Origin of the sequence: Thauera phenolivorans (genome assembly GCF_001696715.1) — a bacterium.
GTDB lineage: Bacteria > Pseudomonadota > Gammaproteobacteria > Burkholderiales > Rhodocyclaceae > Thauera > Thauera phenolivorans.
In genome coordinates this window covers 1-26,954 of sequence record NZ_MBFM01000005.1, presented here as the reverse complement: position 1 = coordinate 26,954, position 26,954 = coordinate 1, and the positions used below count along the sequence as shown (strand labels likewise).

At 68.6% G+C, this 26,954-nt stretch carries 23 protein-coding genes and 1 pseudogene; 5 read left to right on the top strand and 19 right to left on the bottom strand.

Translation table 11 applies throughout. From position 1 onward, the window contains the following. Positions 1-74 precede the first annotated feature (74 nt). Together BB334_RS13135 and BB334_RS13130 are read right to left on the bottom strand one after the other, a co-directional pair. The gene (locus tag BB334_RS13135) at positions 75-1,487 is read right to left on the bottom strand and encodes a TolC family protein (protein WP_068808967.1); all 1,413 of its coding nucleotides are present in this window, start codon (positions 1,485-1,487) and stop codon (positions 75-77) included. Then, positions 1,484-1,774: a hydrolase gene (locus BB334_RS13130; RefSeq protein WP_068808966.1), complete on the bottom strand. Its 291-nt coding sequence runs from the start codon at positions 1,772-1,774 to the stop codon at positions 1,484-1,486. The genes BB334_RS13135 and BB334_RS13130 overlap by 4 nt, the downstream gene beginning before the upstream one ends. A gap of 151 nt (positions 1,775-1,925) precedes the next feature. Here BB334_RS13130 and BB334_RS13125 point away from each other — a divergent pair, with 151 nt between their 5' ends. From BB334_RS13125 to BB334_RS13115, 3 genes are read left to right on the top strand one after another with little or no spacing between them, the layout of a single operon-like run. Further along, positions 1,926-2,612, top strand: coding sequence for a heavy metal response regulator transcription factor (locus BB334_RS13125; RefSeq protein WP_068808965.1), 687 nt, complete (start codon positions 1,926-1,928; stop codon positions 2,610-2,612). Next, positions 2,609-4,033 carry a heavy metal sensor histidine kinase gene (locus BB334_RS13120; RefSeq protein ID WP_068808964.1) on the top strand — a complete coding sequence of 475 codons (1,425 nt, stop codon included), beginning with the start codon at positions 2,609-2,611 and terminating at the stop codon, positions 4,031-4,033. Before BB334_RS13125 ends, BB334_RS13120 begins: the two co-directional genes overlap by 4 nt. After that, complete coding sequence (locus BB334_RS13115) at positions 4,030-5,076, top strand: DMT family transporter (protein ID WP_068808963.1); 1,047 nt, start codon at positions 4,030-4,032, stop codon at positions 5,074-5,076. Before BB334_RS13120 ends, BB334_RS13115 begins: the two co-directional genes overlap by 4 nt. A 45-nt stretch (positions 5,077-5,121) precedes the next feature. Here the strand turns inward: BB334_RS13115 and codA are convergent, their stop codons facing one another. Together codA and BB334_RS18710 are read right to left on the bottom strand one after the other, a co-directional pair. After that, positions 5,122-6,390: a cytosine deaminase gene (gene codA, locus BB334_RS13110; protein ID WP_068808962.1), complete on the bottom strand. Its 1,269-nt coding sequence runs from the start codon at positions 6,388-6,390 to the stop codon at positions 5,122-5,124. A gap of 123 nt (positions 6,391-6,513) precedes the next feature. Beyond that, a complete protein-coding gene (locus BB334_RS18710; protein WP_232756739.1) occupies positions 6,514-7,569 on the bottom strand; it encodes a nuclease-related domain-containing protein in 1,056 nt (351 codons plus the stop codon). Positions 7,570-7,896: 327 nt separating this feature from the next. Between BB334_RS18710 and BB334_RS13100 the strand changes: the two are divergent. Next, a pseudogene (locus tag BB334_RS13100) lies at positions 7,897-10,015 on the top strand (TonB-dependent receptor family protein). Between the two features lie 158 nt (positions 10,016-10,173). Here the strand turns inward: BB334_RS13100 and BB334_RS13095 are convergent. From BB334_RS13095 to BB334_RS13025, 15 genes are all read right to left on the bottom strand, one after another. Next, complete coding sequence (locus BB334_RS13095) at positions 10,174-10,698, bottom strand: outer membrane beta-barrel protein (protein WP_068808961.1); 525 nt, start codon at positions 10,696-10,698, stop codon at positions 10,174-10,176. A gap of 213 nt (positions 10,699-10,911) precedes the next feature. Continuing rightward, positions 10,912-11,772, bottom strand: coding sequence for an alpha/beta fold hydrolase (locus tag BB334_RS13090; protein ID WP_068808960.1), 861 nt, complete (start codon positions 11,770-11,772; stop codon positions 10,912-10,914). A 61-nt stretch (positions 11,773-11,833) separates the two neighbouring features. After that, on the bottom strand, positions 11,834-13,168 hold the full coding sequence (gene rho / locus BB334_RS13085; RefSeq protein WP_083200435.1) for a transcription termination factor Rho: 1,335 nt from the start codon (positions 13,166-13,168) through the stop codon (positions 11,834-11,836). A 950-nt stretch (positions 13,169-14,118) separates the two neighbouring features. After that, positions 14,119-14,286 carry a hypothetical protein gene (locus BB334_RS18705; RefSeq protein ID WP_232756738.1) on the bottom strand — a complete coding sequence of 56 codons (168 nt, stop codon included), beginning with the start codon at positions 14,284-14,286 and terminating at the stop codon, positions 14,119-14,121. Positions 14,287-14,529: 243 nt separating this feature from the next. Next, the gene (locus BB334_RS13075) at positions 14,530-15,198 is read right to left on the bottom strand and encodes a DUF4276 family protein (protein WP_068808959.1); all 669 of its coding nucleotides are present in this window, start codon (positions 15,196-15,198) and stop codon (positions 14,530-14,532) included. A gap of 2 nt (positions 15,199-15,200) precedes the next feature. Further along, entirely contained in the window at positions 15,201-16,595 is a 1,395-nt protein-coding gene (locus BB334_RS13070) for an AAA family ATPase (protein WP_068808958.1), read from the bottom strand. Positions 16,596-16,688: 93 nt separating this feature from the next. Next, the gene (locus BB334_RS13065; protein WP_068808957.1) at positions 16,689-18,008 is read right to left on the bottom strand and encodes a DUF3322 domain-containing protein; all 1,320 of its coding nucleotides are present in this window, start codon (positions 18,006-18,008) and stop codon (positions 16,689-16,691) included. Next, entirely contained in the window at positions 18,005-21,409 is a 3,405-nt protein-coding gene (locus tag BB334_RS13060) for an ATP-binding protein (RefSeq protein ID WP_068808956.1), read from the bottom strand. Before BB334_RS13060 ends, BB334_RS13065 begins: the two co-directional genes overlap by 4 nt. Further along, entirely contained in the window at positions 21,402-22,070 is a 669-nt protein-coding gene (locus tag BB334_RS13055) for a DUF4194 domain-containing protein (RefSeq protein ID WP_068809457.1), read from the bottom strand. Before BB334_RS13055 ends, BB334_RS13060 begins: the two co-directional genes overlap by 8 nt. A gap of 23 nt (positions 22,071-22,093) precedes the next feature. Next, the gene (locus BB334_RS13050) at positions 22,094-23,548 is read right to left on the bottom strand and encodes a DUF3375 domain-containing protein (RefSeq protein ID WP_068808955.1); all 1,455 of its coding nucleotides are present in this window, start codon (positions 23,546-23,548) and stop codon (positions 22,094-22,096) included. An 86-nt stretch (positions 23,549-23,634) separates the two neighbouring features. Further along, a complete protein-coding gene (locus BB334_RS13045) occupies positions 23,635-23,871 on the bottom strand; it encodes a DUF2281 domain-containing protein (protein WP_068808954.1) in 237 nt (78 codons plus the stop codon). A gap of 125 nt (positions 23,872-23,996) precedes the next feature. After that, positions 23,997-24,260 (bottom strand): Txe/YoeB family addiction module toxin, encoded by a 264-nt coding sequence (locus tag BB334_RS13040; protein ID WP_068808953.1) that lies wholly within the window; start codon positions 24,258-24,260, stop codon positions 23,997-23,999. Next, positions 24,257-24,499, bottom strand: coding sequence for a type II toxin-antitoxin system Phd/YefM family antitoxin (locus tag BB334_RS13035; protein WP_012584201.1), 243 nt, complete (start codon positions 24,497-24,499; stop codon positions 24,257-24,259). The genes BB334_RS13040 and BB334_RS13035 overlap by 4 nt, the downstream gene beginning before the upstream one ends. Positions 24,500-24,617: 118 nt before the next feature. Further along, a complete protein-coding gene (locus BB334_RS13030) occupies positions 24,618-25,808 on the bottom strand; it encodes a DUF2157 domain-containing protein (protein WP_068808952.1) in 1,191 nt (396 codons plus the stop codon). Further along, positions 25,805-26,416, bottom strand: a complete 612-nt coding sequence (locus BB334_RS13025) for a hypothetical protein (protein WP_068808951.1) — start codon at positions 26,414-26,416, stop codon at positions 25,805-25,807. The genes BB334_RS13030 and BB334_RS13025 overlap by 4 nt, the downstream gene beginning before the upstream one ends. A 222-nt stretch (positions 26,417-26,638) precedes the next feature. Here BB334_RS13025 and BB334_RS18215 point away from each other — a divergent pair. Further along, a partial coding sequence (locus BB334_RS18215; RefSeq protein ID WP_158014411.1) for an HVO_A0114 family putative DNA-binding protein occupies positions 26,639-26,954 on the top strand: 316 nt, incomplete at its 3' end.

Below are 26,954 nucleotides of genomic sequence, written 5' to 3'. Positions count from 1 at the left end.
CGAGCCGGCGGCGGCCAGCAGGCCCGCCCCGGCGAGAAATCGACGTCGGGAGGTCATGAGGGGCTCCGGAAAGGTCAGTGGCCACCACCGGCTTGCGCCGGTGATGCCCCCGATTGAAGGACGAGCGGCGCGATCGGCCGGCCGAGCAGGCTGGCCTTGAGCGCGGCGTCGGCGCGCCAGAAGTCGCGCTCGGCCTCGATCGCCTGCGCCACGCTCGCCGACTGCGAGCGCGCGGCGGCGAGCAGCTCGAACACCCCGATCAGCATCCCGTTGTACTGGAGCACGGATTCCTCGGTGATGTTCTGATGGAGGGGTACGAGCTCGTCGCGGTAGTGGCGGGCGAGGTCGTATGCGCTGCGATAGCCGTCGTAGGCCACGCGCACCTGGGAGCTCGCGTTGCGCGCGACCTCGAGCGTGCGATTGAAGGCCGCGAGGTAGCGCGCCTCGCTGCCGGCGCGCGCCGCGTCGCCGAAGTCGAACAGCGGCAACGGCAGCTCGATCTCGAAGCCGCGCTGGGACGATTCACCGGTCTCGCTGTTGCGCACGCCGGCCACGTGCAGGCCGTCGACGACGCTGGTGACCCGCGTGAGCCCCAGGCTTTTCGTCGTGCGGTCGAGGTCGGCGCGCGCGATGCGCACATCGAGCCGGTTCTCGAGCAGGGCGGCACCCGCGGTGGCTTCGTCGATCGGTGCCTCGGGCAGCGCCGGCAGCTGCGCGGGCAGGGTCAGCGCCTGCGCCTGGCCCGGCGTGAGGCCCAGGCGCTGGATCAGCGCCTCGCGCGCGGCGGTGGCGTTCTGGCGGGCGCGGATCAGGTTCGCCGTCTCCTCGGCGGCAAGCGCCTGCTCGCGCGCGCGCTGCAGGCGGCTGAAGTTGCCGGTGGCCTGCATCCGGCGGGCGAGTTCTGCAGCGGTGCCGGCCGCACTGGCGACGTCCGACCGGTAGCGCGCCGTCTGGCTCGCGGCGACGGCGTCGATCCAGGCCTGGCGGACCTCGGTGACCGTGGCGAGCAGCGCGCTCGAGGCCTCCAGCCGCGTCTGCTGCTGGCGGAAAGCCGCCTGTTCGCGACGCGCGGGCAGGAACAGGACGTCGAGCAGCGAGATGCCGAGCGAGCGGCCGATGTCGAGTTCGCGCCCCTCGGCGCCCGAACGGAACAGGCGCTCGAAGGTGAATACCGGATTGCCGATGCGCGCCGCGCCGGTCGCGTCCGCCGACGCCACCGCGGCCTCCGCCAGCAGGGTCTGGAAGGCCGGGCTGTAGCCGAGCGCGATCCGCACCGCGTCGTCGATCGCCAGCGGCTGCGCGAGCAGGCGATCGACCTCGGTGCGCATCGCCTCGCGCTCGGCGTCCGATCGCAGCCAGCGCACCTCGCTGCCCGCCTGTTCCCGCGCGAAGCGATCCACCTCGGCGAAGTTCCGCTCTATGGCCGCGCCGGCACAACCGGTGAGCACGCCGGCGGCAAGGAGGGACACCGGCAGGCTCGCTTTCATCGCTCGCCTCCTTTCGCAGCCGGTGTGAGGTGCCCCATGTGGCCGCCCAGGCGCCCCACCTCGTCGTTGGCCTCCTTCCAGGCGCGCAGCGGTTCATCGGCGCGGTAGGGCCGGTAGGCATCGAGCGAGGATCGATAGGGCGGCAGCGGGGGCGCTTCGGCGCGCCCGCCTTGCGTGGCCTCGGGCAGGGGCGCGTCGGCGGGCCGGTCATCGGCAGCCTGCACGCCCGCCGCGAGGGCGAGCGCGATCGCCAGGCCGCCGGCGCGAAAGAAAAGTCGTCTCTCCATCGGGAATCCCATTGCGCCACGACGATGCTCATCTTGCGCGCGCATGTCCGTCACGAGGCTGACGCAGGGATTACATTTCTGTAATCCGCCTTGCCCTCCAGCGCCTCGGGGCAGAATTGGCGAGGTGCAGTCGATGCGCGGGAGCGCGGCCATGAAGATTCTGATCGTCGAAGATGAGGTGAAGACCGGGGATTACCTGCGCCAAGGGCTGCGCGAGGCCGGCTTCGTCGTCGATCTCGCGCGCGACGGCGTCGACGGGTTGCACCTCGCGCTCGATGGCGACTACCACCTCATCGTGCTCGACGTCACGCTGCCCTCGCTCGACGGCTGGGGCGTCCTGCAGACGCTGCGCCACAGCGGCCGCGAGACGCCGGTGCTGTTCCTCACCGCGCGCGACCAGGTGGAGGACCGGGTGCGCGGCCTGGAATTGGGGGCGGACGACTACCTGGTGAAGCCCTTCGCCTTCTCGGAATTCCTCGCGCGGGTCCGAACCCTGTTGCGGCGCGGGCGCAGCCAGGAGCCGGAGGTGCTGCGCTCGTCCAATCTCGAGCTCGACCTGCTGCGCCGGCGGGTGATCCGCAGTGGCCAGCGCATCGACCTCACGGCGAAGGAGTTCGCCCTGCTCGAGCTGCTGCTGCGGCGCCAGGGCGAGGTGCTGCCGCGCTCGCTGATCGCCTCCCAGGTGTGGGACATGAACTTCGACAGCGACACCAACGTCATCGAGGTGGCGGTGCGCAGGCTGCGCGCCAAGGTGGACGAGCCCTTCGAGCCCAAGCTCATTCGCACCGTGCGCGGCATGGGCTACGTGCTCGAAGCGCTGCCGCCGGCGCGGGGATGATGCGCGCGTTCTCGCTCACCGCCCGCCTGGCGCTGCTCTTCGCCGCGCTCACCGCAGGCGTGCTGGTGCTGGCGGCGCTGCTGTTCGGGCGCATGCTCGATGCGCACTTCGAGGAGCTCGACCTGCACGAGCTGCACGGCAAGCTCGCCCTCGTACGCAACGCGGTGCAGCAGGGCGTTCCCGGCACGGGGGCGGCGGAGCCCATCCGGGTGCTGGAGAACGCCTTCGTCGGCCATGACAACGTGGGCGTGCTGGTGCGCGATGTCGACGGGCGGGTGCTGCGCATCATCCATGAGGAGCATTTCACCCCCGAGCAGCGGGCGGGCGCCCCGCTTGCGGCGGGGCGCGGCGACTGGTCGGTGGAGGGGCGTCCGCACCGCGGCCTGGAGGTGCGCCTCGCGCTGCCGCCACGCGCAGGCGGCGGCGCGCCGACCGACGCCGCCGGCGTCGACGTGCTGGTCGCGCTCGATCTGTCGCATCACACGCATTTCCTCGCCTCGGTGCGCAAGGCGACCTGGGCGGGGGTCGCGCTGGCGGCGCTGGTGGCGGCGCTGCTGGGCTGGTTCGCCGCCCATCGCGGGCTCGCTCCCCTGCGCCGGGTCACCGAGACCGCGAGGGGGCTGTCGGCGCAGCAGCTCGGCCAGCGCCTCGGCGAGCGCGATGCGCCGCTCGAGGTGCGCGACCACGTCGAAGCCTTCAACGGCATGCTCGCCCGCCTCGAATTCGCCTTCCAGCGCCTCGCCGACTATTCGGCGGACATCGCGCACGAGCTGCGCACGCCGATCTCGAACCTGATGACGCAGACCCAGGTGGCGCTGTCGCGTCCGCGCTCGGCGGAGGAGTACCAGGACATCCTCGCCTCCAACCTGGAGGAGTACGAGCGCATCGCGCGCATGGTGAGCGACATGCTGTTCCTCGCCAAGGCCGAGGACAACCGCCTCGCCCACGGGGGCGAGGCGGTCGACCTGGCGCGCGAGGCGGACGCGCTGATCGAGTTCTACCAGGCGCTCGCCGACGAGCACGAGATCCGCATCGTGCGCGAGGGCCGCGCCGTGGTGAGCGGCGACCGCCTGATGCTCCGGCGCGCGCTGTCGAACCTGATCTCGAATGCGCTGCGCCACACCCCGGACGGGGGCGAGATCGGCATCGGCATCGCGGCGGACGCCGCCGCGGTCCGCCTCGTCGTGCGCAACCTGGGCGACCCCATCCCGCCCGAGCAGCTCGAGCGGATCTTCGACCGCTTTCATCGCGGCAGCAGCCGGCGCGACCGCCACGGCGAAGGCGCCGGGCTGGGGCTCGCGATCACGCGCTCGATCGTGCGCGCGCATGGCGGCGAGATCGCCGCGCGCTCGTCCGGCGGAGCGACGCGCTTCGAGATCAGCCTGCCGCGGCGCGAGGCGGCGCCGGACCATCGGCCATGAAGAACCTGCCCGTCGTGCATGCCCTGCTCGCGGCCGCCCTGTTCGGCGCGAGCACCCCCTTCGCGAAACTGCTGGTGGGCGAAGTCTCGCCGTGGCTGCTCGCGGGGCTGATGTATCTGGGCAGCGGCCTCGGGCTGGCCATCGCGCGCCTCGTGCGCGACCGCGGCTGGCGGCCCTCCGGCCTGTCCCGCGGCGAGTGGCCCTGGCTGCTCGGCGCGATCTTCTTCGGCGGCGTGCTCGGGCCGCTGGCGCTGATGTACGGCCTGACGCGCACGAGCGGATCGGCCGCCTCCCTGCTGCTCAACCTGGAGGCGGTGCTCACCGCCGTCATCGCCTGGGTGGTCTTCAAGGAGAACGCGGGCCGCCGCATCGTGCTCGGCATGATCGCGATCGTCGCCGGCGGGGTGGTGCTGTCGTCGTCGGACACGCAGGCGGGCGCGGGCGGCTGGATGGGGCCGCTGATGATCGCCGCGGCCTGCCTGTGCTGGGCGATCGACAACAACCTCACGCGGCGGGTGTCGGCGTCGGACGCGCTCTTCATCGCCACCGCGAAGGGCGGGATGGCAGGCGTGGTCAATGCCGGCCTCGCCTTCGCGCTTGGCGCAACCCTGCCGGACGGCCCCACCCTGCTCGGCACGATGGCGGTGGGACTGCTCGGCTACGGGGTGAGCCTGGTGCTCTTCGTACTCGCGCTGCGCGGGTTGGGCACGGCGCGCACCGGCGCTTATTTTTCGACCGCGCCCTTCATCGGTGCGGCGGTGTCGCTGGCGCTGCTGGGCGAGTCGAGCTCGGCCGCCTTCTGGCTCGCGTCGGCGCTGATGGCCTGGGGGGTGTGGCTGCACCTGACCGAACATCACGACCACGAGCATGTTCACGAGCCGATGGCGCACCGCCACCGCCACGTGCATGACGAACACCACCAGCACGCCCACGACTTCCCGTGGAATGGCGAGGAGCCGCACGAGCACTGGCACCGCCACGAGGCGCTGGTGCACAAGCATCCCCATTTTCCCGACATCCATCATCGCCACCCGCATCGATGACGCGGCGCCGCGCTTCACTTCCCCCGGCCGCGCGGCGCATCCGCCTCAGGCCGGCCCGGCCGGCCCCTCCGCCCACGACAGCTCGCCCATCGTCCTGCGCATGATCACCTTCCCGTGCCGGATCGACGCCAGCACGTGGCCCTGGGTGCGCAGCAGCTCGTAGTCGCTCGTCGCGGACAGCAGCACCAGATTCGCCGGCCGGCCGAGCGCGATGCCATAGCCCTCGCCGAGCGCCATCGCCCGCGCGGAATGGTCGGTGACGAAGTCGAGCGCGCGCTGCAGGTCCTCATAGCCGAGCATGTGGCAGATGTGCAGGCCGGCGTCGAGGATGCGCACGATGTTGCCGTTGCCGAGCGGGTACCAGGGATCGACGATCGAGTCCTGCGCGAAGCACACGTTGAGGCCGGCGCGGTCGAGTTCCGGCACGCGGGTCAGGCCGCGGCGCTTGGGATAGCTGTCGAAGCGGCCCTGCAGGTGGATGCTCTCGGTCGGGCAGCTGATGAAGCTCAGCCCCGCCTGCCTGAGCACGCGGAAGAGCTTCGAGCAGTAGGCGTTGTCGTACGAGCCCATCGCGGTGGTGTGGCTGGCGGTCACCCGCGCGCCCATGCCGCGCACGCGGGTGAGCTCGGCCAGCACCTCGAGGAAGCGCGACTGCGGGTCGTCGGTCTCGTCGCAGTGCACATCCACCAGCCGGTCGTGGCGCTCGGCGAGCTCCATCAGGAAGTGCAGCGAGGCCACCCCCTGCTCGCGGGTGTTCTCGAAATGCGGGATGCCGCCCACCGCGTCCGCGCCCATCGCCACCGCCTCGCTCATCAGCGCGCGGCCGCCGGCGAAGGACTCGATGCCCTCCTGCGGAAAGGCGACGATCTGCAGATCGACCAGGTCGCGCGCCTCGTCGCGCACCTCGAGCATCGCCTGCAGCGTGCCGAGGCCGGGCTCGGTGACGTCGACATGGGTGCGCACATGCTGGATGCCGTGCGCGGCGAGCATGCGGATCGTGCGGTGGGCGCGCGTTTTGGTGTCCTCCCGGGTGACCAGCGCCTTGCGCTCGGCCCAGCGCTCGATGCCCTCGAACAGCGTGCCGCTGCGGTTCCAGTGCGGTTCGCCCGCGGTGAGCGCGGCGTCGAGGTGGATGTGCGGCTCGACCAGCGGCGGGATCACCAGCTTGCCGCCGGCATCCAGTCCCTCGCTGCCCGCCGCGGCGGCGGACAGGGTGTCGGCCTGCGGTTCGATCGCGCTGATGATGCCGTCGGTCCAGCGCAGGGTGTGGAGGCAGGCGTGTCCGCGCAGGCGGGCGTTGATGATCTGGTTCATGAAGGGATCCTTGCGCAGAGGGTGTGGGCAAACGTCGGATGTAGACCTTGTCGTCAGCGGTGGTTCGGATGTCAAGGACGCGTATCGCCGCGACCGGCCGGCCGACGAGGTTTCATTTACCGACTACAGCGCGAGTTTTTCCGGCCACAGGAAATACGGCCCGAATTTCGGGCTCATGCGGAATTCGCCGCCCGCCGCCTTGCCCTTGGCGGTGATGTAGGTCTTGCCCTCGCGCAGTTCCAGCAGGCCGAGGGCGATCAGGCGCTCGGTCAGCTCGGCGGTCTTCATGCCGGCGGCTTTAGCCAGCCTGGACGTGGTCAGCTTGGGAGTGCCGGTTGATTCGGTCAGAGCGGCGGCCTCGACCGGTGCTAGCGCTTCCTCCGGCATATCGAGGGACGGTACTTCGGGGGCAGCGGGCGCCACCGGCGGGTCGGCCGGCACGGTCGCGGCTGGGCGCAGCGCCTCCTCGGTGATGCGGAACTTCGCGCGGTAGTCCGGCATGAGCGGCCGGTGCAGCGCGACAAGCTGGCGGGCGACATTGGTCAGGGTCTCGACGCTGACGAACTTGGCCATCAACAGCGGTGAGCCGGAGTCGATGTTCTTCATGATCCATCCCTCGAGCTGGTCGGACTTCAGCACGCGAGCGGTATTGAACTTCTGCGGTCGGCCGATGCGCGCGTTCTTCGACACCAGCACGAGCGACTCGAAGCTCGGCTGCAGCCGGATGCCCAGCCGGGTCGGCATGTCGAGCGTCTTGAAGACGTCCTTCAGCACCGCAATGTGGCGCTCGTTCTGTTCGAGCGGCGAGGGAATGCCTCGCGGCTTGCCGCCGAACCAGATCGAGAACTCACCCTGTTCGGTGATCGACACCCCTTCGCTGAAGTGCTTGGTCTCCAACACGTAGACTTCGAGCAGGCGGTTGAGAATCAGGTGGTCGATCTGCGCGACGCGGCCGTTGTGCTCGAAGCGAAGGTCGTGGAGGACGATCCGGTTCTTGCTCGATCCGCTGTAGAAGTCGATGTCGTAGGCGGATTCGTGCTCGCCCTTGATGCCAGCGCGGAGGAACTTCAGTTCGCGCTCGATGTGCTGCCTTGTCGCGTAGGGCACACCCGGGGCGGTGAGGTAGCTTTCAAGCTCTTCGAGTTGAGCGGTCTTGGAGTCAGCTTCTTTCAGGATCATGGCACCGGCCGGATCATCTCGCCATCGCTGCGGCGTAATGATGTCGACATTGAATTCAGAGGAGCCTGAATGTTATCCGAGTAACCATGGCCGCGCTGTGACGTGAAGCGCGTCTGTGGGACCGCTGGTGTCGAAGATGAGGATTGCCTGGAGGCCGGATGATTGGCCATCCGTGGTGCGGCCTTGGCCCCGAACTTCCGCTCATCGGCGAGAATCCTCCTCGCGACCCACTCGACCAGGAGCCCGACCGTGAAGCAGACGCAGCGCGCCGCCCCCGACGACCGAGCCCACCGCGGCGATGCCTCACGCGCCGTCCCGCTCGCACGCCTGCTGCGCACGCTCTTCCCGGTAGCGCTTACCGGCCTTGCCGGACTCGCCTCGGCGCAGGACAGCGCAAGCGGCGGCAGCGCCACGATCACCCTTGACCCAGTGGTCGTCACCGGCAGCCGGGTGGAAAGCGGCAGTTTCGACCTGCCCTATTCGGTCGACGCGGTCGACCTGCGGGCCAATCAGGCGGGCAATCTCGGCGTCAATGCGTCCGAAGCGCTCGGCGGCGTGCCCGGCCTGGTGATCCAGAACCGCCAGAACTACGCGCAGGACCTGCAGATCTCGATCCGCAGCTTCGGCGCGCGCGCGGCCTTCGGGGTGCGCGGCGTGAAGCTGATCGCCGACGGCATCCCGGCCACCAATCCGGACGGGCAGGGCCAGGCGGCGAGCTTCAATCTCGACACCGCGCAGCGCATCGAGGTGCTGCGCGGGCCCTTCTCCACCGTCTATGGCAACCACGCCGGCGGCGTTATCCAGCTCTTCTCGCGCACCGGCGAAGGCGAACCGCGCATCCGCGCCAATGCGCTCGCCGGCAGTTGGGGCTCGACCAAGCTCGGCATCGGCGCCGAGGGCGAGCAGGACGGCGTGGGCTTCGTGCTCGACGCCTCGCGCTTCGACACCGACGGCTACCGCGCGCACAGCAAGACCCGCCGCGACCAGGGCTTCGCCAAGCTGAGCCTGAAGCCGGACGAGGACAGCTCGCTGACCCTGGTGGCGAACGGCCTGCGCCAGCCCGAGACGCAGGACCCGCTCGGTCTCGACTGGGAGCGCTACCAGCGCGACCCGCGCGGGGTGGCGCCCGCCGCTCTCGAATACGACACGCGCAAGCGTATCCATCACCTGCAGGGCGGCGCCACCTACGAGCGCCGCTTCGGCAGCGACCGCCTGCAGCTGTCGGCGTACACCGGTCGCCGGCGGGTGACGCAGTACCAGTCGATCCCGGCCTTCGTGCAGATCCCGACCGCGGCGAATCCCGAGCGCGCCAACCACGCCGGCGGGGTGGTCGACTTCGACCGCGACTTCCACGGCCTCGGCGCGCGCTGGATCGCCGAGCGCACGCTGGGGCGCGGCGCGCTGACGATCACCGCGGGCGTCGACTACGACCGCGCCGAGGACGCGCGCCGCGGCTACGAGAACTTCAGCGGCCCGACCCTGGGCGTGAAGGGCGCGCTGCGCCGCGACGAGCTCGACACCGTCACCAGCACCGACCCCTACGCGCAGGCGGTGTGGAAGCACGGACCCTGGCAGTGGTCGCTCGGGGTGCGCCACTCGCGCGTCGCCTTCAAGGTCGACGACCGCTACATCGCCGGCATCAACGGCGACGACGGCGGCAGCGTGCGTTTCAGCGAGACCACGCCCGCGATCGGCGTCGTCTACGCGATCGAACCGGCGCTGAACGTCTATGCCAGCGCAGGCAGGGGATTCGAGACGCCGACCCTCAATGAACTCTCGTACGGGCCCGACGGCAAGTTCAACTTCGCCCTCGCGCCCGCCACCAGCCGGCAGCTGGAAGTGGGCGCCAAGGCCTTCGTCGGCGACGCCAGCCGGGTCAATCTCGCCGTGTTCCACATCGAGACCGACGACGAGATCGTCGTCGCCGGCGCGAGCGGCGGCCGCACCAGCTACCAGAACGCCGGACGCACGCTGCGCCGGGGGCCTGGAGCTGGCCACCGAATCGGAGTTTTCCCGCAAGCTGAGCGGCCGCGCCGCGCTGACCTGGATGAAGGCCGCGTATGACGAAGACTTCGTCAGCCGCGGCGCGCGCATCCCGTCAGGCAATCGCCTGCCCGGCGTGCCGCAGCTCGCGGCCTACGCCGAGCTCGCCTGGCAGCCGGTGGCGGACCTCACCCTTGCGGGCGAGGCTGTGCATCGGGGCAAGGTGCATGTGAATGACGCCAACGATGAGCGGCCGGCGCCGGCATACACGCTCTTGAACTTGCGAGTGTCGGCGGAACAGCGGCACGGGGCATGGACCTTCGGGCAGTTACTGCGGGTGGATAACGTCTTTGACCGCAGGCACGTGGGGTCGGTGATCGTGGGGGATGGGAACGGGCGGTTTTACGAGCCGGGGGCGGGGCGGAGTGTTTATGCGGGGGTGCGGGCGGGGTATGGGTTTTGAGGGGTTTTACGTGTGGTCGGCCGCGGGCGCCAAGTGGCTGGTACTGGCGTATGCGAATCTGGAGACGGTGTAGGCCGAACCGATTGAACTGGCCCGGAAGGACCGGACAAAAAGAAGGCCCCTGCCGGGGCCGTCTCTATTGGGCTTGATCGAGTCGCTTAGAACTTGATCAGTACACCGATGGAAAGCAGATCGACATCATCGTCAATGTCGTACCACTCCCACTCACCGACAACGCCGACCCGATCAGTGAACATGTATTGAGCGCCGAGGCCATACATGAGGTCGGTGCCATCGTCGTCAATGCCGGAAGCGGCGCCGCCCCCTTCGATATCCCACCTGACCATGCCGAGCTTGCCGAACACGCTGAACTGCTCGTTGAGCGGCAGGATGCCCTTCGCGGCGAGCGTCCAGCCGTCTGCTTCGGCGCTGACTGCCGAACCGCCCATGGATCCACTGACCTCACCGAAATCCACCCAGCCGGCCTCGACGGCGATATTCCGATTCAGCTCCCAACCGCCGAAGATCTTCCAGCTGGTGTCCTCATCGTCGCAATTGGTGACACCGTCGCACGCATCGATGGTGGCCTGCCCGATGCCCGCACCCGCATAGAAGCCATTCTGTGCGAGGGCAGTACCCGTCATGCCCAACGTCAACAGAATTGCGCCAATAATTTTCGTCATGATCTGCTCCTTGTATTAAGCCTACGAAAATCATCCGGACAGACTTTATACACCTCCCGTGTTCCGGGATCGGTCGATCTGAGTCATCCTCGGACCGCGCGGCAATCGGAATTCCGCAGCCTGTTGCTATCGTCACAGGAACGGCAACACTAGGCCGCTGGCCGGCGGGAAGTGTCGAGCGACAGGAGGATTTCGCCGCGACACCTCAACCGCTCAACCCCGCAAAAACACCAGCAACTCCGCCAGCAACTCCTCCGGCGCCTCTTCCGGTATGAAATGCCCGCACGGCAGCGGGTGCCCGCTGACGTCGTCGGCCTTTTCCTGCCAGGTCGCGAGGACGTCGAACAGGTCGTGCATCTTGCCGAACTCGCCCCAGATCGCGAGCAGCGGGCAGCGAACGCGCTGGTCGAGGTCGCGGATGTCGTCCTCGAAATCGCGCGTCGCCGCGGCGCGGTAGTCCTCGAGCGTGGCGCGGAGCGTGCCGGGCAGGGTGAAGGCGCGCAGGTATTCCTGGATCAGCGGTTCTTCGATCGCGCCGGCATGGAAGGACAGCGAGCGCAGCACGTGGCGCAGGAAGGCCTCGGGCGCGGCGGAGATCATCGCTTCGGGCAGGTCGGGCGCCTGGAAGAAGAACCAGTGCCAGTAGGCGGCGGCGAGATGGCGCTCGGTCTGCGCGAACACGGTGTGCGTCGGCACGATGTCAAGCACGCACAGCCGGGTGACGGCCTCGGGGCAGTCGAGCGCCAGGCGATGGCCGACGCGCCCGCCGCGGTCGTGGCCGATCACCGCGTAGGCCGAGTGGCCGAGCGCCTGCATGAGCGCGTGCATGTCGCGCGCCATGGTCTTCTTGTCGTAGCCGTCGCGCGGCTTGTCGCTGTCGCCGTAGCCGCGCAGGTCGGGGCAGACGACGGTGTGTTGCGCGGCCAGGCGCGGCGCGATCCTGTGCCACATCTGGGCGGTCTGCGGCCAGCCGTGCAGCAGCAGCACGGGCGGGCCGTCGCCGCCGGCCCACAGGTTGAGCTTGACGCCGTTCGCCTTGACGGTGCGGCGCTCCAGGCCGGTCATGAAATCCATTCGGGCTTGCTCCTGGGTGGGGTCGGGAGATCGGCGGGGCCGCGCGCGCGCTGGCTGGCCCCTAGCGCATCGAGCCGAAGAAGTCCGCGTTGGTCTTCGAGGACTTCAGCCGGCCGAGGAGGAATTCCACCGCCTCGATGTCGTCCATGCCGTGCAGCAGGCGGCGCAGGATCCAGGTCTTCTGCAGGATGTCCTGCGGCAGCAGCAGCTCCTCGCGGCGGGTGCCCGAGCGATTGACGTTGATCGCCGGATAGACGCGCTTTTCCGCCAGGCGGCGGTCGAGGTGGAGCTCCATGTTGCCGGTGCCCTTGAACTCCTCGTAGATGACGTCGTCCATGCGGCTGCCGGTGTCGACCAGCGCGGTGGCGATGATGGTGAGCGAGCCGCCTTCCTCGATGTTGCGCGCCGCGCCGAAGAAGCGCTTGGGCTTTTGCAGCGCGTTGGAGTCGACGCCGCCGGAGAGCACCTTGCCGGAGGCCGGCGCCACCGTGTTGTAGGCGCGCGCGAGCCGGGTCAGCGAGTCGAGCAGGATCACCACGTCGCGCTTGTGCTCGGTGAGGCGCTTGGCCTTGGCGATCACCATCTCGGCGACCTGGACGTGGCGCGAGGCGGGTTCGTCGAAGGTGGAGGCGACGACCTCGCCGCGGATCGAGCGCTGCATCTCGGTCACTTCCTCGGGACGCTCGTCGATCAGCAGCACGATCAGCACCGCCTCGGGGTAGTTGCTCGTGATCGCGTGCGCGATGTGCTGCAGCATCACCGTCTTGCCGCTCTTGGGCGGCGCCACCAGCAGGCCGCGCTGCCCCTTGCCGATCGGCGCGATGAGATCGATCACGCGGCTGGTGAGGTTGTCCTCGCCCGAGGTCTCGCGCTCGAGGCGGAAGAAGCTGTCCGGATGCAGCGGGGTGAGGTTCTCGAACAGGATCTTGTTCTTGCACTCTTCCGGCGGGCGGCCGTTGATGCGGTCGATCCGCACCAGCGCGAAGTAGCGCTCGCCGCTCTTGGGCGCCCTCAGCTCACCCTCGATGGTGTCGCCGGTGCGCAGGTTCAGGCGCCGCATCAGCGAGGGCGCGACGTAGATGTCGTCGGTGCCGGCGAGATAGGAGATGTCGGACGAGCGCAGGAAGCCGTAGCCGTCGGGCAGCACCTCGAGCGTGCCGTCGCCGTAGATCGGCGAGCCTTCGCGCGCGCGACTGCGCAGCAGGGCGAACACGAGCTGCTGCTTGTGCAGGCGGTGCGCGCCCTCGATGGAGGCCGCCTCGGCCATCTCGAGGAGTTCCGAGACGTGCAGGGCCTTGAGGTCCGCCAGGTAGACCGGCGGCGCGTCGGGGTTGGGTGCCGGCGCGTCGGCGGCGGCGCCCTCGAGCGCGGCGCCCGCGTCGAAATCGACCGGCATTTTCGGCGCCTTGGGCTTGCGCGGACCGGACCGGCGTCCGCGTTGGGCGCCGCCGGCGCGGGAGGGGGTATCGGGCTTCGGAGTGTTTTCGCTCACGGGGTGGCTTTGCCTAATGTAGGTTCGCTGATACGTTGAAATGGATTCGCCAGCAGCGACGCGGGAAATTTCACCTATCGATGCGAATCCACCAGATCGGGGTTCTCGCAGATGGTGATCTGGCTGGAATTTGGGGTGGTCACGAGGGCAGCGAAGTGGGCGGAAGCGCAGCGTTCGCTCGTCTTTCTGCCGGTTGCCGGGGGTCGTAGTCGCTCTGATCCTCGCTGTGAGGTGGCGGTGATGAACTGTTTTCAGGGGTTTGTGAGACGGTGACGCCTCACCCGGCAGTCCAAGACGGAATCTGCCATTCGGCGGCGCGACACGTTCTCGGCCTTTGCTCGCGGCACGAGCCCGTGCCATCGATCAGGCGCGGGCAAGGTGTCTTCAAAACGCGAGTACGGGCGGGGGCTCCGGGAGGCCGCCGCAAAAGCGGCCCTGCCCAAAAGTCGTATGCTTTCCCAGCCGGACGATTCGCCGGGTTGGGACTGCAGCACCCCTCACTTGGCAACCTGCCCGCGATTCTCGTCGACGAGCGTACTCGCCCGAGATCGGGTTGGCGCATTCGGGGGTGCGGGCAGTTTACTAGCTTGTCGTGACGAAGACCATAGGAAGGAGCGGCTACCCGATTCTGGACAGGCGCCGACACGCCGATCCCAGCAGGTCGCCCAGCTCGCGCTGCCACGGGGCACGAAGATCGAAGCGGCTGATCATCCATAGCTCGCCCACGGCGCCTTCCCGGTCCGGGCAGACCGGCGCCAGGTCCGGGCGCCAGCGTGCCCGAACGACACACCGGAAATCTGCGCGCCGGAATGCACAGTTTCCCCCTTCCAGTCGCCACACCGACGATCACGGTCTCATTGCTTTGGCACCCCGAAAAGCTTGTAGCGGATCAGTTCGATGTTGCGGTTGATCTGAGCCACGGCGTGCTCGTCGTAGCGGGTGAAGTCTGCGGCGATGCAGAGCAGGCGGGTGCCGCTCCACTCGATGCGGTCCGCTTCCTCCTTGCCGAGCTTGTCCATCACCAGCAGGCGGAAATCCGCCTTATGGTCGAGCAGCCAATCCAGGTAGAACAGGCCCTGGTTGATGACGTCCTCGTTGGTGTGTCGCTTGTACTCGACGATGACCGGGCAGCCGTTCTCGTCCAGTCCGAGCGAATCGATGCGGCCGCGATGCTTGTTGCCGGTGCCGTACTCGCTGGCCAGAAAGCGCTCTCCGAGAGGATTTTGGTTGGGCTCAGGGATTCGATCATGATGCGCGGGCGCGCATCACCTGAGTATCCCGAGCACCTCCAATCCCTGCCGCAGCTCGTGTTCAAGCGCCTGGAATCCCGGAAGTAGTCGAAGCCTCTCCAATGAAACGGACTCGCCGAGTGCGTTGAGCATGGGCGAAGCGCCCTGCCGCCGCTTCCTTGATGTCGGATTCGTCTTCAGGAACGCATCGTCCAACGCTTTCTTCGGATCCAGGATGGCTTCCACGCCCGCGGCGTTGCGCGGCAAGCCGAGCGCATCATCGGATAGCAGCGTGCCAAACACCCTGCGAATCGCGTCACCGTCTGCAAGTGCCCATGACTCCGTTTCGCGTATTGGGACTACCGCGACCCCCACACCATCATTGGGAAGTTCCTCGGCGAGCCCGTCGATGGCGGGCTGGGCGCAGGTTGCGCGGGCGCGTTCCGCATTGCCCGCGCCATCGGTGTGAATGAAAACGATGCGCCAGGCGCCCCGCGCTTCGCGGGCCGCTTCGATGATGCGTTCCTCGCGTGGGGCGCCCTTCATTCGTGCGGGTTCGTTCAGGGAGATGACCTCCTCGCCGAACTCCACCGACTGGTTTGCTTGGTTCAGGCAGATGTCTTCACACAGCCGCAGCAGCAAGGGGCGCAGGAAGTAGTAGTCGGTGGGGCCTTCGGCATAGAGCGCCAGTCCGAGGTAATGCATCCTCAGCCCTCCGCCGCTACGGTATGGAGCACCTTGCGAACCTCGAGGTCGGAGACGATGCCTTGTGGATTCGCGTCGTCCCCAAACAGCGAGGCCTGCGTTCTGGAGTGAACGGGCCGAAGGCGCGTCTTGCGGCGTTGCTCCTTGCGTTCGGGGTCGGTCACCACGGCCGTGTCGGCGAACAGCACCGCGCCATCGACGGGGCGCAGATTCGCGTCGATTAGGGCAGACAAGACCACCGGAGAATGGCTGTTGAGCAGCAACTGGCTGAGTGGCGGGCCGCCCTCGTCGGCATCGTACTGGGCTGGATCGGTGACGATGTCCCGCAGTTGCTGAACGAGCTGCTTGATGCGCCCGGGATGCACGCCGTTCTCCGGTTCCTCGAAGCAGATCAGGCCTCGATGGCGCGGGTCGTGCAGTAGGGTCAGCAGAGCGAGGATGCGCAGCGTGCCGTCCGAAATGACACGCGAGGTGAAGGGTAGGCCGTCACGCATCGTCAGTTCGATCCGGTATTCGCGGCTCGCCTCGTGCAGCTTCGCGTCGAGATGGGCAATCCCCGGGATCAGGTGGTTGAGCTCGGCAGCGATGTCGCTCAGCACCCCATCCGGCTTGTCGGCACTTGCAGTTTCAGCCTTGAGTTGAGTCAGTACCGCGGCAAGGTTTGAGCCATCCGCATCCAGCATGTCCGATGCCGTCGCCGGGACTGGACGTCGCAGCAGTGCGGGGTCGAGCTGCAGCAGGCGCCAGTGGCGCATTTCCTCACGCAAAGCGAAAAGGTGGGGAAACTCGGCATTGGTCACGCTGTACAACACGGTTGCCTCGGCCGCGCTTGCGGGTCGATTGCGCCCTTGCTTGCCGTCCTGATGGATGCTGAAAGCCAGACCTTCGTCCGTCTCGTCGGTCGTGAGCCACGGCTTCAGGCGCGTGTACTTCAGATAAGTCGAACGAAAGTCCTTGGTCGGATTCACTGCCTTGGCCCAGCGATCGTCCTTGCGCATGATGGGTGTCACGCACTCCCGTGCCACCTGAATCCGCTCGATCCCGGGCTTGGTCTGGCGCCGCTCCAGCGTCACCTCGTAGCGCAGCCGCGTGTGTGTGATCTTGACCTCGCTACCCCATGGGTCGCGCACCAGCGGGTCGACGAGCACCTCGGCGGCCATGCGGATCTGGGTGCTGCGGCCCGAAGGCGTCAGGCGGAACAGTTCGAGCGGTTCGCCGCGCATGTCCTTGACGGCCTCGGCGACGTCACGCGTGGCGAGCAGCGAGAGCAGCCGAATCGCGTCGAACAGGTTGCTCTTGCCTGCGGCATTGCTGCCCAGTACGACGGTGAAGGGCAGTAAGTCGATGGCGAGGTTCTCGAAGGTCTTGAAGCCGTCGATCTCGAGGCGGGTCAGCATGGTGCGGTCCTTCTCGGCGTGGATCTTGGTCCGGGTGCTCGGGCGGGTCTTATTGCGGCTTGCCGCCCGGATCGTAGCAAGGGCGGATGAGAATCAACCATCATGTGGCTGAAAATCATCCGCCGGCTGGATGATTTTCAGCGCTTTTCCCAGCCAGCCAAAGCCGATGTACTCCTGCTCCAGACGCAGGGACGGACGAATGCGATGGTCGCGCAGGTCTTCGTACAGACTGCGTTCCTCGGCGCTGAGGCGCGAGACGTCGGCCGGGCGCGGGCTGTCCTCCCTGCCCCACAGCGCCTCATGTGCGAGCAGTGTGGCGCGGTCCATCAGCAGGGACTCGACGTGGGCGAAGCGGGCGCGCAGCTGGGCGAGGATAGCGAAGCCGTTGGTGTCGATGTCGCCCCAGTAGTGGATCGGGCAGTGCTGCAGCCATTCGGCGCGGGCGAGCGCGTCCCAGCCGTAGCCGGCGCCGAAGATCACGATGGCCTTGTCGACGCGCGGGAAGGCGAGGAAGTTGGTCTCGTTCTCGGTGATGAAGACGCGCGCCACGTCGAGTCGCAGGCGGGCGAAGCTGTCGGCGTCGAGGGCGAGGTCGGGCCAGGGCGCGCCGGGCAGCAGGCCGAGCGCCGGGTCGAGCACGCGAAAGCGCAGCAGCGCGGGCTTGTCGAGGAAGCCGTAGCGGGCGGCGAACTGCTGCGCGCCGGTGCGCGCCGGGTCGATCGCCGCCGCGGGCAGGGCGAGGTCGAGCAGCTCGGCGAGCACGCCGCGCTGGGATTCGATGAACTTGGTGTGGATGCCGGGCAGGTCGACCTGGCGCAGATACACGCCCGGCCGCGGGTGGGCCTGCAGCCAGGCGACCACGTCGATCAGGCGCGACCAGTCGGCGGCGAGCTCGAGCGCACGAAGCGGGCGCTTCGCCAGCCAGGGCAGCAGCAGGGGCTGGCGCGTGGCGGTCTCGGCGTTTAGCGCGCGGAAGCGGGCGTGTTCGGCGCGCTTGCCGATCCAGGCCAGGGCGTCGTCGAGGCGGTCGACCCAGGCGCTCGCGGGCAGGCGCTGGCTGCCTTGCACGCGGTGGCGGGTTTCCTGCCATTCGAGGCGGACGTGGGGCGTGGCCGAGATCGCCGCGACCCAGGCGCGCACGGCGTCGAAGCGGCGGGTGATGTCGTCCGAGGTGGGCGTCTTCAGGCTGAGGCGCAATGGGAAGCGGCTGCGGCCAGCGGGCAGTCCCGCGGTCGTATCCGCTGCAGCGTCTGATGGTTGCTCGCCGGACTGCGCGCCCTCGCCCTCCTCCTCCGGCAAGCACGCGCGCGGGGGTTCGCCACTGTCCTGCGGCAGCCCCTCGCGCAGCAGCTCGCCGCGCTCCCACAGGCGCATCACCTGCGCCCTCAGGTCCGACGCGGTGCTCCAGCTCATGACCCGGTGGCGCCCGGCCGCGGTGTCGCCTGTGCCGCCGCCTTCTGCGCGCGGTACTCCTCGATCGACAGGTTGCGCAGCTTCGAGGCGCTGCCGCCCTCGTTGTGCACGAAACCGACGCTGGCGACGAAGGGCTCGATGATGTGGATCTTCTGCAGCGGGGTGACGATCAGCAGCTGCAGGTTGAGCTGCTCGAACAGGCGCAGGCCGTATTGCGCGGACTCGTCCGAGCCGCGGCCGAACGCCTCGTCGATGACGACGAAGCGGAAGGAGCGCGAGCGCACCGCGCCCCACTCCAGGCCGAACTGGTAGGCCAGGCTGGCGGCGAGGATGGTGTAGGCGAGCTTCTCCTTCTGCCCGCCCGACTTGCCGCCCGAATCCGAGTAGTGCTCGTGCTCGCTGTCGTCCTCGCGCCAGCGCTCGCTGGCGGCGAACAGGAACCAGTTGCGCACGTCGGTGACCTTGGCGGTCCAGCGCCGGTCCTGGTCCGAGAGGCCCTCGCGGCCGCGGAAGCGGTCGATGATGCCCTTGACGCGCAGGAAGCGGTCCTCGGAGTACTGCTCGTCGTCGCCCTCGCCCGCCCCGCTGAGCGCGCCCTCGGTGCAGGCGCGCAGCTCCTGCTGGAAGTCGCGGATCTCGGCGTCGGGGCTGGGCTGGGATTCGAGCACGATGTAGCGCCCGGGGTTGTAGTCGATCTCGCCGAGCGACTTGTTGATGTGGGCGATGCGCTCCTTGATGGTCTCTCGCTCGCGGGCGAGCTGGGCGTTGAAGTTGGCGATCTCGTTGATCGTGTTGACGTTGAGCAGCTCCTTGAAGCGCGCGAGGAAGCGCGGCAGGTCGTCGCGGTTCAGCTGCGTCAGCAGGTTCTCGTACTCGAAGCCGGCCTCCAGGCTGGCGTCGATCTCAGCGGTCTCGAGCGGAAACTGCTGCTTGAAGGCCGACATGGCCTTGATGATCTTCTCGGCCAGGCGCGCTAGCCGGCGGTCCTCGGCGTCGATCTGCGTCTGCAGCAGGTCGCGGACTTCCTTCTCGCGGTTGTCGCACGATTCGACCGTGAGCTGGTGTTCGCCGAGCACCTCGGCGCACAGGGCCTCGAGCCGGGGGACGAGCGCCGGGTCGATCGGCGCGGCGTCGACGAGGGCGAGCGTGGCCGCGCGCAGTGCCTCGGCGTCGGCCTGGCGCTGCTCGACCTTGGCGCGGCGTTCGCGCGCGGCGCCGAGCTCGCGCTCGGTGTCGACGCGGATCTGCTGCAGCTCGGCGAGCTGGCGGCCGAGCTCCTTGAGGAGGTCGGAGGCGGCTTCGAGCGCGCGGCGCTCGTCCTCCAGCGTGGCGATCTCGCCGGCGACGCTGTGCCAGTCGAGCTCGTCGAAGGCGGTGAACTCTTCCAGCCGGGTGAGCGCGTCGACGCGGCCGGCGAGGGCGCGGCGCTCGGCCTCGATACGGCTGATCTGGCTGCCGACTTCGCCGAGTCGGGCTTCGAGCTGGCGGCGCTGCGCTTCGAGGGCCTCGATCTTGGCGTTGTTGCTCCAGCCCAGCACGTAGCGGCTGCGGTCGGCGATGGCGTGGCGGTCGTCCTTCTCGTGGCGGCCGCTGGGGTCCTTGATCTGGCCGGCGCGGGTGATCGCGCGCGTCTCGCGGCGAAACTGCTCCTGGGTGGCGCAGCAGGCGACGTCGAAGCGGTGGGCGAGCTCGCGCTCGAGCCAGTCGTAGTGCGGGCTGTCGGGCTTGATCGCGAGCTTGCGCACCAGCGAGTCGGGGTGCAGCGCGGGCAGCTCGCCGGCGCGCGGCGGGCGGACGTGGAAATACACCAGGCGGCCGCGCAGGTGGTTGCCATCCACCCACTCGGCCACTGCCTTGTAGTGCGCGTCGGGCACCAGCAAGGCGAGGCCGAAGCCGCGCAGCAGGCGCTCGGCGGCGCCTTCCCAGTCGCGCTCGTCCTCGCGCACCTGCAGCAGCTCGCCGGCGAAGGGCATGTCCTCGATGTCGATGCCGAGGGCGCCGCACAGCGCGGCGCGGATCTGGATCTGGCGGTCGTCGATGTTGCTGCGCCGGCGCCTGAGGCTGTCGATCTCGGCGCTCAGCGCGTCGTGTTCGAGCTTGCCCTGGCGCAGGCTGACGGCGTGCTCGGTGAGCGTGTTCTGCAGCTCGGCGTCGCGGTTGCGCGCGTCCTCGCGGCCGGCGGCGAAGTGCAGGCGCTGGGCGGCGAAGGCCTCGCCGTCGGCGGCGGCGGGGGTGCCGAGCACCGCGGCGAGCTCGGCATAGCGGCGCGACTTGGCCAGGCGCGCGTCGCGCACCTGCGCCAGCTTGCGGATCTCGGCGGCGAGGCGCTCGAGGCGGTCGCCGCCGTTGGCGTTGATGGCATGCTTGAGCGCGTCGATGCGCAGCGCCTGCTCCTCGCGCAGCCCGTCCAGGCGCTTGGCCTGGGCGTCGGCGCGCGCCCACTCCTCGGCGGCGAGCGTCAGGCGGTGGTCGAGCAGGGCGAGCTTGCGCGCGGCGAAGTGCGGTTGCAGCGCCTCGCGGCAGCGCCGCAGCGTCCCGATGTCGGCGGCGAGCGCGTCGTGGCGGTGGCAGTCTTCGACCAGCGGGGCGAGCAGCGACACTTGGCGCTGGGCCTTGAGCACGGCCTGGTGGGCGCGGTCGAGGTCGTCGAAGTGGCCGATGAGGGCCTGGATGCGCGGGCCGACCTCGAAGGGCTCGAGCATATGGTGGCGCACGAAGTCGGTCAGGTTGCCGACCGACTTCATCGACACGGTCTGGTGGAAGAGCTCGAGCGCCTGCTCGTTGTCGATGCCGAAGCGGCGGCGGAACCAGGCGGCGTAGGGCGGGAAGCTGTCGAACACCTCGGCCCCTGCGCCGCGCAGGCGCTTGCGCAGTTGCGTGATGTCGGGGCCGAAGCCGGAGAAGTCCGCGGCGATCGACAGCGCGTGCTCGGCGCCGAGGTAGAAGCGCGCCGGCTGGCCTTGTGGCTCCTTGAACCAGAACACCTGGGCCAGGCTCACGGTCTGGTCGTAGCCGGCGTTGTGGAACACGCCGAGGATCACCGAGTAGCTGCCGGGCTCGCGCAGGCCGATCGGGCGCGCGGCGCCGGTGACCTCGTTGCGCTCGGACTTGTAGTGGCCGAGCACGTAGGAGCGCAGGCTGCGCTCGCGGGTGTCGGCGCCGGCGGCCTTGTTGTAGGCGATGCGGTGGGCGGGGACGAGCAGGGTGGTGATCGCATCGACCAGGGTGGATTTGCCCGAGCCGATATCGCCTGTGAGCAGCCCGTTGCGGCCGTCGAGCTGCAGCGTCCATACGTGGCGGTCGAAGGTGCCCCAGTTGAGCACCTCCATGCGCTGCAGGCGAAAGCCGGAGAGGGTGTCGTCGGCGACGAAGTCGAGGCCGAGGGACAGGGACTCATTCATCGCGCGTCTCCTTGCCGGTGGCGAGGGCGGCGCGGTAGGTGGCGAGGCGGGCGTCGAAGTCGGCGAGCCATTGCGCGTCGACGAAGGCCTTGAGGATGCGGCGCACCTCAAAGCTGGCGGGTGCGGTCGCGCTGGCGCTGGCGGGCTTGAGGCGGGCGAGGAAGCCGAGCTCGACGACCTTGTTGATGTGGGTCTCGATCTGGTCGATCAGGCGCGCCTCGTTGGGCCCCTCGGGCAGGAACACGCGCACCAGCTCGACGATGTCGTCGCGCCCGAGCACCAGGCGGGTGTCGCCGCCGCCGGCGTCGAATTCGGCGAGCTTCTTGCGCAGCAGGGCGAGCAGCAGGCTCACCGGGTAGGACAGCGGCCGGCGCGCCACCAGCCGCGGCAGGCGCGGCGTCGGGTCGTCGTCGGCGGGCTCGGGGCGGCCGCGCAGGAAGGCGTAGCCCTCGGCCTCGTCGAGCGCCAGCTCGAGGTTGAGCACGGCCACGTATTCGCGCACCCGCGCCTGCAGCTGCAGCAGGCTGGACCACTGGCGCTCGTCGGCTTCGCGGTAGAGCACGCCCTTGAGCAGGCCGATCAGCAGCACCGAGAGGTCGGGCGGCGGGGCGGGGGCCGCAGGCTCGGCCGGGCCGGGGGCGAGGTCTTCGTCGTCCATCATTGAGGTGTCCATCGTCTTGACGCTCAGCGCATGAAGATCACCCGCGGCAGGCGCGCCCGGCGGGTGACGGTGCTGCCGTCGGCGGCGCTCGCCTGCCATTCGATCGGCTCGGGCGTGGCCTCGTCGAGGGTGGTGGTGAAGGCGTCGCTGCCGAGCTGCAGGTAGGCGATCAGTTCGGCCAGGCCCTGCTCCAGCGGCTGCGCGGCGACCAGCGTGGCGAGCGTGACCTGGGCGCGGTCCTGCAGGGCGTGGCGGATGTGGCGGGCGAGGCGCGCCTTGTCCACCGTGACCTGCTCGAAGAGCGCGTGCGGGTCGACGTCCTCGTCGCCGGCCTCGATGCGCAGCTCGGCGATCGCCGGCCGGGTGGGCGGGGTGTGCAGCGGGCGCTCCAGCGGCAGCTCGATCGCCGCGCCGGGCAGGGCGATCTCCATCGCCGGGCTGGGCGGCGGCGCGGCGCGCAGGGCCAGCGCCTTGCTCTCGATGCCGTGCAGCAGGTCCATGATGCGGCGGTTTTCCAGCCAGGCCTGGTCGTCGAGGAAGCGGCGCAGCTGCTGCGAGAGCTGCGCCACCGTGCGCTGGGTGTGCTCGCCCGCCTCCAGCCAGTCGTAATGCACGCGACGGGTGCGGGCGTCGGGGTTCAGCTCGGCCACCGCGGGTAGCGCCAGAACGTGGTCGAGCAGCTCGCTGAGCTCCTCCTGGCGCCGGCTCGACAGCAGGAAGTCCCAGAAGGCGCGGAAGCTCCGGCCCTGGTCGGAGTCGGCGATGGCGTCGCGCTCGCCCATGATCTGCTCGAGCAGCGCGCCCTTGCTGCCCTCCCACAGCGCGATGCGCTCGCGCACGCGGCGGTCGAGCTGGCGGAAGTTGTGCTCGACCTCGCGGAAGTCGCCGAGCAGCTCGCGCGCGCCCTGCATGAACTGCTGGAAGCGGTCCTTGATCGCGGTGTCGTCGAGCAGCGGGATGTCGCCGGCAAGCACGCGCGCCATCTCGGCGTCGATCTCGTCGCGCTTGCGCTGCAGCTCGGCGATGCGCCGCGCAGGGTCGGTCTCGCTGCCCTCGCCCATCTGCTTGAGCAGCGCGAAGAGGGTAAGCAGGCGCGACTCGGTGCCGACGAACTGGCGCTCGCTCAGCTGCGCCAGCCAGGCGAGCGCCTTCTCGGTGGCCGGGGTGAGGTCGAACTGGGCCTCGTCGGTGCCGGGCTTGTAGTACTTGCGCAGCCAGCCCTTGTCGGCCGCGGCCCAGTCGTTAAGGTAATCGATCGCCGGCTTGGGGAAGGCGTCTTCGCCGCGGGTGAGGCGCAGCGCGTAGAGCTCGTCCTCCAGCGCCTCGGCGAGGTCCGCAGCCGGCATGCCGCGCACGTTGGGGGTGACGAAGACCCGATGCAGGAAGCTCGCCACCAGCGCCGCATGGTCCGAGCGCAGCAGGCGCCAGGCGGGGTGGTGGCTGCGCAGGGCGTCGAGCGTGGCGAAGTCGAGGGGCATGGGTCAGGCGGGCTCAGCGCGAACAACAGTGGGCTTTGGTCACCAGACGCGTTGAGCTCCGTAGCGGTCCATGATCTAGTCGGCACTCAGCAGCGGTAAGGCATGTAGTCCTTGAAGTCGGCCAGATGGTCGTCATCGTCGGCGACAATCTCGAGCTTGCCGCGGGCGCTCCCCGGTTCGCGACACTCGCGCGGAGCAGCGACGGTTTCAGGAGGTTTCACGCCATAGCGCTGTTCGAGAAACTCGATGAAGTCGAGTGCCTCACGAGCCGCCGCATCCGGCAGGCGCTGGCTGTGTCGATAGATGGCTTCTGCAAGGTTCATGTGAATAGCTCCCGCGCTGGATTCTCGCATACGCTGAAGTGTTGAACACGAGCGCCTTCCTATTGAACCGTTTCCATCCTGGAAACGGTTGCGCGGCGTCGTGGCGCGCCACGCGTACCGCCTTCCTACTCGTAATGCGACCACATCCTCAGCACGCGAACCACGCGCCTTTCGGCGAAGACCTCGTAGACCAGACGGTGCTGGATGTTGATCCGGCGCGAGTAGGCCCCGGCTAGATCACCCACGAGCTTCTCGTAGGGCGGGGGCGTCTGGAAGGGATCATTCGCCAGGATCGCGAGCAAGTCCTGGGCCTTCGACTTCAGGCCGGCGGCAGCCAGCTTCTTCGCGTCCTTCTGGGCGTGCTTCGAGAACACGAGCTGCCAGCTCACCAGTCGAGCTCCCGGGCGCTCTCGTCAAGCGGCTCGGCCATGCCCTCCTTGATGGACTCGCGCATGCCCGGAATGGAAAGCAGATGGAGCGTTTCCTGGATGGCCTGCCAGTCCTCCGCGGAGAGCAAGACGGCGCTCGTGCGCTTGCCCGCGATGTGGATGGGCTGATGGGACTCTGCGGCCTGATCGATGAGGCGGTACAGGTTGGCCCGTGCTTCGGAAGCGGTGAGCGTGGTCATTGCGGGTCTCCGTCGATGCGGAGAACGTACGCTTCAGCGTACGTCGTGTCAATCCTGATGTTCGTTCGATGGTCGCAAGTTCCCGCTCACGGATGCAGCCCCTTCCAGACCGACGCCCTCATATCTGCTGCTTGATCCGCATCGCCAGGGTGGCGACGCCGATGAAGGCGACGCCCATGAGGATCAGCGAGATCGGCCAGCCGAGCGAATCCACGAAGTGTTCGGCGGTGAAGTAGCCGATGAAACCGAGCATCGCGAGCACCGTGGTCAGGAGCAGCGCGCGACTCTGCAGCCGCACGCAGGCGTAGAGCATCGCCGCGGTGACGGCGAAGTAGAGCAGCTCGGCCGGGGTCTGGCGCAGCAGGTCGAAGAGGCCGCTGTAGGCGAGCGCCGAGCCGATCAGGTAGCCGAGGCCGGATAGCCGGAGCTGGCGCCCGTCCTTGTGCAGGCCGTAGGCGGCCGACATGACCGAGGCGCCGGTCAGCAGCGCGGCCCAGTCGGCCGCGGCGGCGATGGCGACGCGGTCGAACAGGCCGGCGTTGAACCAGCACAGCGCGATCAGGTAGGCAAACTCGGCGAGGCTGCGCTGCGGCGACTTTTCAAGCCCGCTGGCGACCAGCCACAGCGAGGCGCCGAGCAGGATCGCGCTGAAGCCCGCCGGCACGTCGACCAGGTCGAGGCCGACCGACAGGAAGGCGTAGACGAAGCACAGGGCGGTGAAGGCGAGCACGCTCAGCGCGTACTGGCGAAACAGCAGGCCCTGATGAATCGCCATCGTGCCGAACACGGCGAGCGCAGCCAGCCGCCAGTCGTCGCCGCGCGGAAAGACCTCGTCGATGAAGACGAACCAGCCGCTCGTCAGCATGAACGCCGTCGCCAGCGTCAGCGGCAGGATGAGCCTGGGAAACTTCTTCTCGTGCAGCGCCGAGACCAGCACGACCAGCAGCGCATAAGCGACGCCGAGGGTGACGACGATCCGCATGACGCTGCCCATGCGGTTCCAGAACATGCCGATGTAGGTGCCGATGCCGGCGAGGATGAAGATCGCGCCGAGGTAGATGAAGAGCGTCCGTGCAATCTCGCCGCTGCTGCGTTTGGGGGCCGCGGTCGAGATCAGGGTCGGATCGCGGTATACCGCAGCGACTTCAGCCGGCGAGATGTCATGGGCCCGCATCAACTCGGCGATCTTGCCGAGCGCGCTGGTCTTGTCATCGATCGCGCGGCTGCCGAACAGCGCCGCGGCCAGCGGCCAGCCCCACCAGCCGCCGGCGAGGGCGATCAGCACGATCAGCAGCAGGAGCCAGATCACGGCAGCACCCAGCCGACGAAGCGGACCGTGTTGCCGTAGTGGTCGCCGTGGGTGTTGGGCAGCCGGATGCTGCGCCCGTCCTTGACGAGCTCGGCCTGGACCCGGTAGCGCGAAGAACCGAAGAACAGGCCGCCGAAGACGTTTCCGCCGTAGCCGTCGGCGCCACTGCGGAACGTGTAGCCGTCGGGCGCCAGGCTCGACGAATCGACCTCGAGCTCGGCGAGGTCGGGGACGTCGATGGGGGGCACGCTCGGGGTCTTCTCCGCCTCGACCGGGCGCCCGCTGTTGGGGGCGAGGCCGGGCGGCAAGGGCAGCGCGATTTCCCTGACCGCGCCGGTCTTCGGGTCGAAGCGCCACAGCCGCGGGGTCTGGTAGGGCTGCGTGTTGCCGACGTAGCTGACCTGCACGCGATCACCGACGACCGCGATCTGGATCGCGTTGTGCGCGTTGTTGTGGAAGTTGTAGTTGGTCGCGTACAAGACCTCGTACTGCGGCGGTGCGACCAGCAGCGCGGGAATGCCCGAGATGGCGAGGAATACCGCGACGAGCAGCAGCGGCAGGCCGAGCCCGAAGGCGATGGTCGGGTTGTCGCGGATGAATTTTTTCATGCAGGGCGCTCCGATTCCGGTGGCTTGGGGGCAGGCCATTCCGAGCGCGTGAGCATAGCAGCGGGATCGTGGGGGGCGTTTGGTGGCGCGGACGATCCAAAGCGGCCGATGGCGACCTATCCCCGCCGGGCAGTTGCACGGTAAAGAGCGTCCCTATTCCTTTTCGACTGTTGACCAACTCATTGAAGACTTCATCGCCGAAGTGGAGAAACGGAGGGCGCCATGAATACACGTCGCCTGACCATTACCCTGGGACCGGATTGGCGCAGCGCATTGCGCAAAGCCAGCAGGTCCGCGACCGCCACGACGTATCAGGGCGAAACACTGAATTTCGAGACACCCGGCGCCTTTTTTGGTCGCCTCACGGAGCGTCGCTGGGCGATTGTCCAGGCCCTGCAGCAGGACGGACGAACCGTCGGCCTGCGCGAACTCGCGCGCCGTCTCGGACGCGATGTGAAACGTGTACACCGAGGTTCGACACTTCACCCCGATTTTCGCCCCTTTTCGGAAAGTGCCTCCAGCGCCGGCGCGGGTTTGA

Excerpts from the sequence above, each read along its gene's own strand:
- BB334_RS13035 (WP_012584201.1), bottom strand. The coding sequence starts at position 24,499 with ATGACCACGCTCACCGCTTCCGAAGCACGGGCCAACCTGTACCGCCTC.
- BB334_RS13130 (WP_068808966.1), bottom strand. The coding sequence starts at position 1,774 with ATGGAGAGACGACTTTTCTTTCGCGCCGGCGGCCTGGCGATCGCGCTC.
- BB334_RS13075 (WP_068808959.1), bottom strand. The coding sequence starts at position 15,198 with ATGCATTACCTCGGACTGGCGCTCTATGCCGAAGGCCCCACCGACTAC.
- BB334_RS18710 (WP_232756739.1), bottom strand. The coding sequence starts at position 7,569 with ATGATCCTGAAAGAAGCTGACTCCAAGACCGCTCAACTCGAAGAGCTT.
- BB334_RS13050 (WP_068808955.1), bottom strand. The coding sequence starts at position 23,548 with ATGCCCCTCGACTTCGCCACGCTCGACGCCCTGCGCAGCCACCACCCC.
- BB334_RS13065 (WP_068808957.1), bottom strand. The coding sequence starts at position 18,008 with ATGAGCTGGAGCACCGCGTCGGACCTGAGGGCGCAGGTGATGCGCCTG.
- BB334_RS13025 (WP_068808951.1), bottom strand. The coding sequence starts at position 26,416 with ATGAAAAAATTCATCCGCGACAACCCGACCATCGCCTTCGGGCTCGGC.
- rho (WP_083200435.1), bottom strand. The coding sequence starts at position 13,168 with ATGCCGGTCGATTTCGACGCGGGCGCCGCGCTCGAGGGCGCCGCCGCC.
- BB334_RS13070 (WP_068808958.1), bottom strand. The coding sequence starts at position 16,595 with ATGCTGACCCGCCTCGAGATCGACGGCTTCAAGACCTTCGAGAACCTC.
- BB334_RS13090 (WP_068808960.1), bottom strand. The coding sequence starts at position 11,772 with ATGGATTTCATGACCGGCCTGGAGCGCCGCACCGTCAAGGCGAACGGC.
- BB334_RS13115 (WP_068808963.1), top strand. The coding sequence starts at position 4,030 with ATGAAGAACCTGCCCGTCGTGCATGCCCTGCTCGCGGCCGCCCTGTTC.
- BB334_RS13125 (WP_068808965.1), top strand. The coding sequence starts at position 1,926 with ATGAAGATTCTGATCGTCGAAGATGAGGTGAAGACCGGGGATTACCTG.
- BB334_RS13055 (WP_068809457.1), bottom strand. The coding sequence starts at position 22,070 with ATGATGGACGACGAAGACCTCGCCCCCGGCCCGGCCGAGCCTGCGGCC.
- BB334_RS13120 (WP_068808964.1), top strand. The coding sequence starts at position 2,609 with ATGATGCGCGCGTTCTCGCTCACCGCCCGCCTGGCGCTGCTCTTCGCC.
- BB334_RS13060 (WP_068808956.1), bottom strand. The coding sequence starts at position 21,409 with ATGAATGAGTCCCTGTCCCTCGGCCTCGACTTCGTCGCCGACGACACC.
- codA (WP_068808962.1), bottom strand. The coding sequence starts at position 6,390 with ATGAACCAGATCATCAACGCCCGCCTGCGCGGACACGCCTGCCTCCAC.
- BB334_RS13095 (WP_068808961.1), bottom strand. The coding sequence starts at position 10,698 with ATGACGAAAATTATTGGCGCAATTCTGTTGACGTTGGGCATGACGGGT.
- BB334_RS13045 (WP_068808954.1), bottom strand. The coding sequence starts at position 23,871 with ATGAACCTTGCAGAAGCCATCTATCGACACAGCCAGCGCCTGCCGGAT.
- BB334_RS13135 (WP_068808967.1), bottom strand. The coding sequence starts at position 1,487 with ATGAAAGCGAGCCTGCCGGTGTCCCTCCTTGCCGCCGGCGTGCTCACC.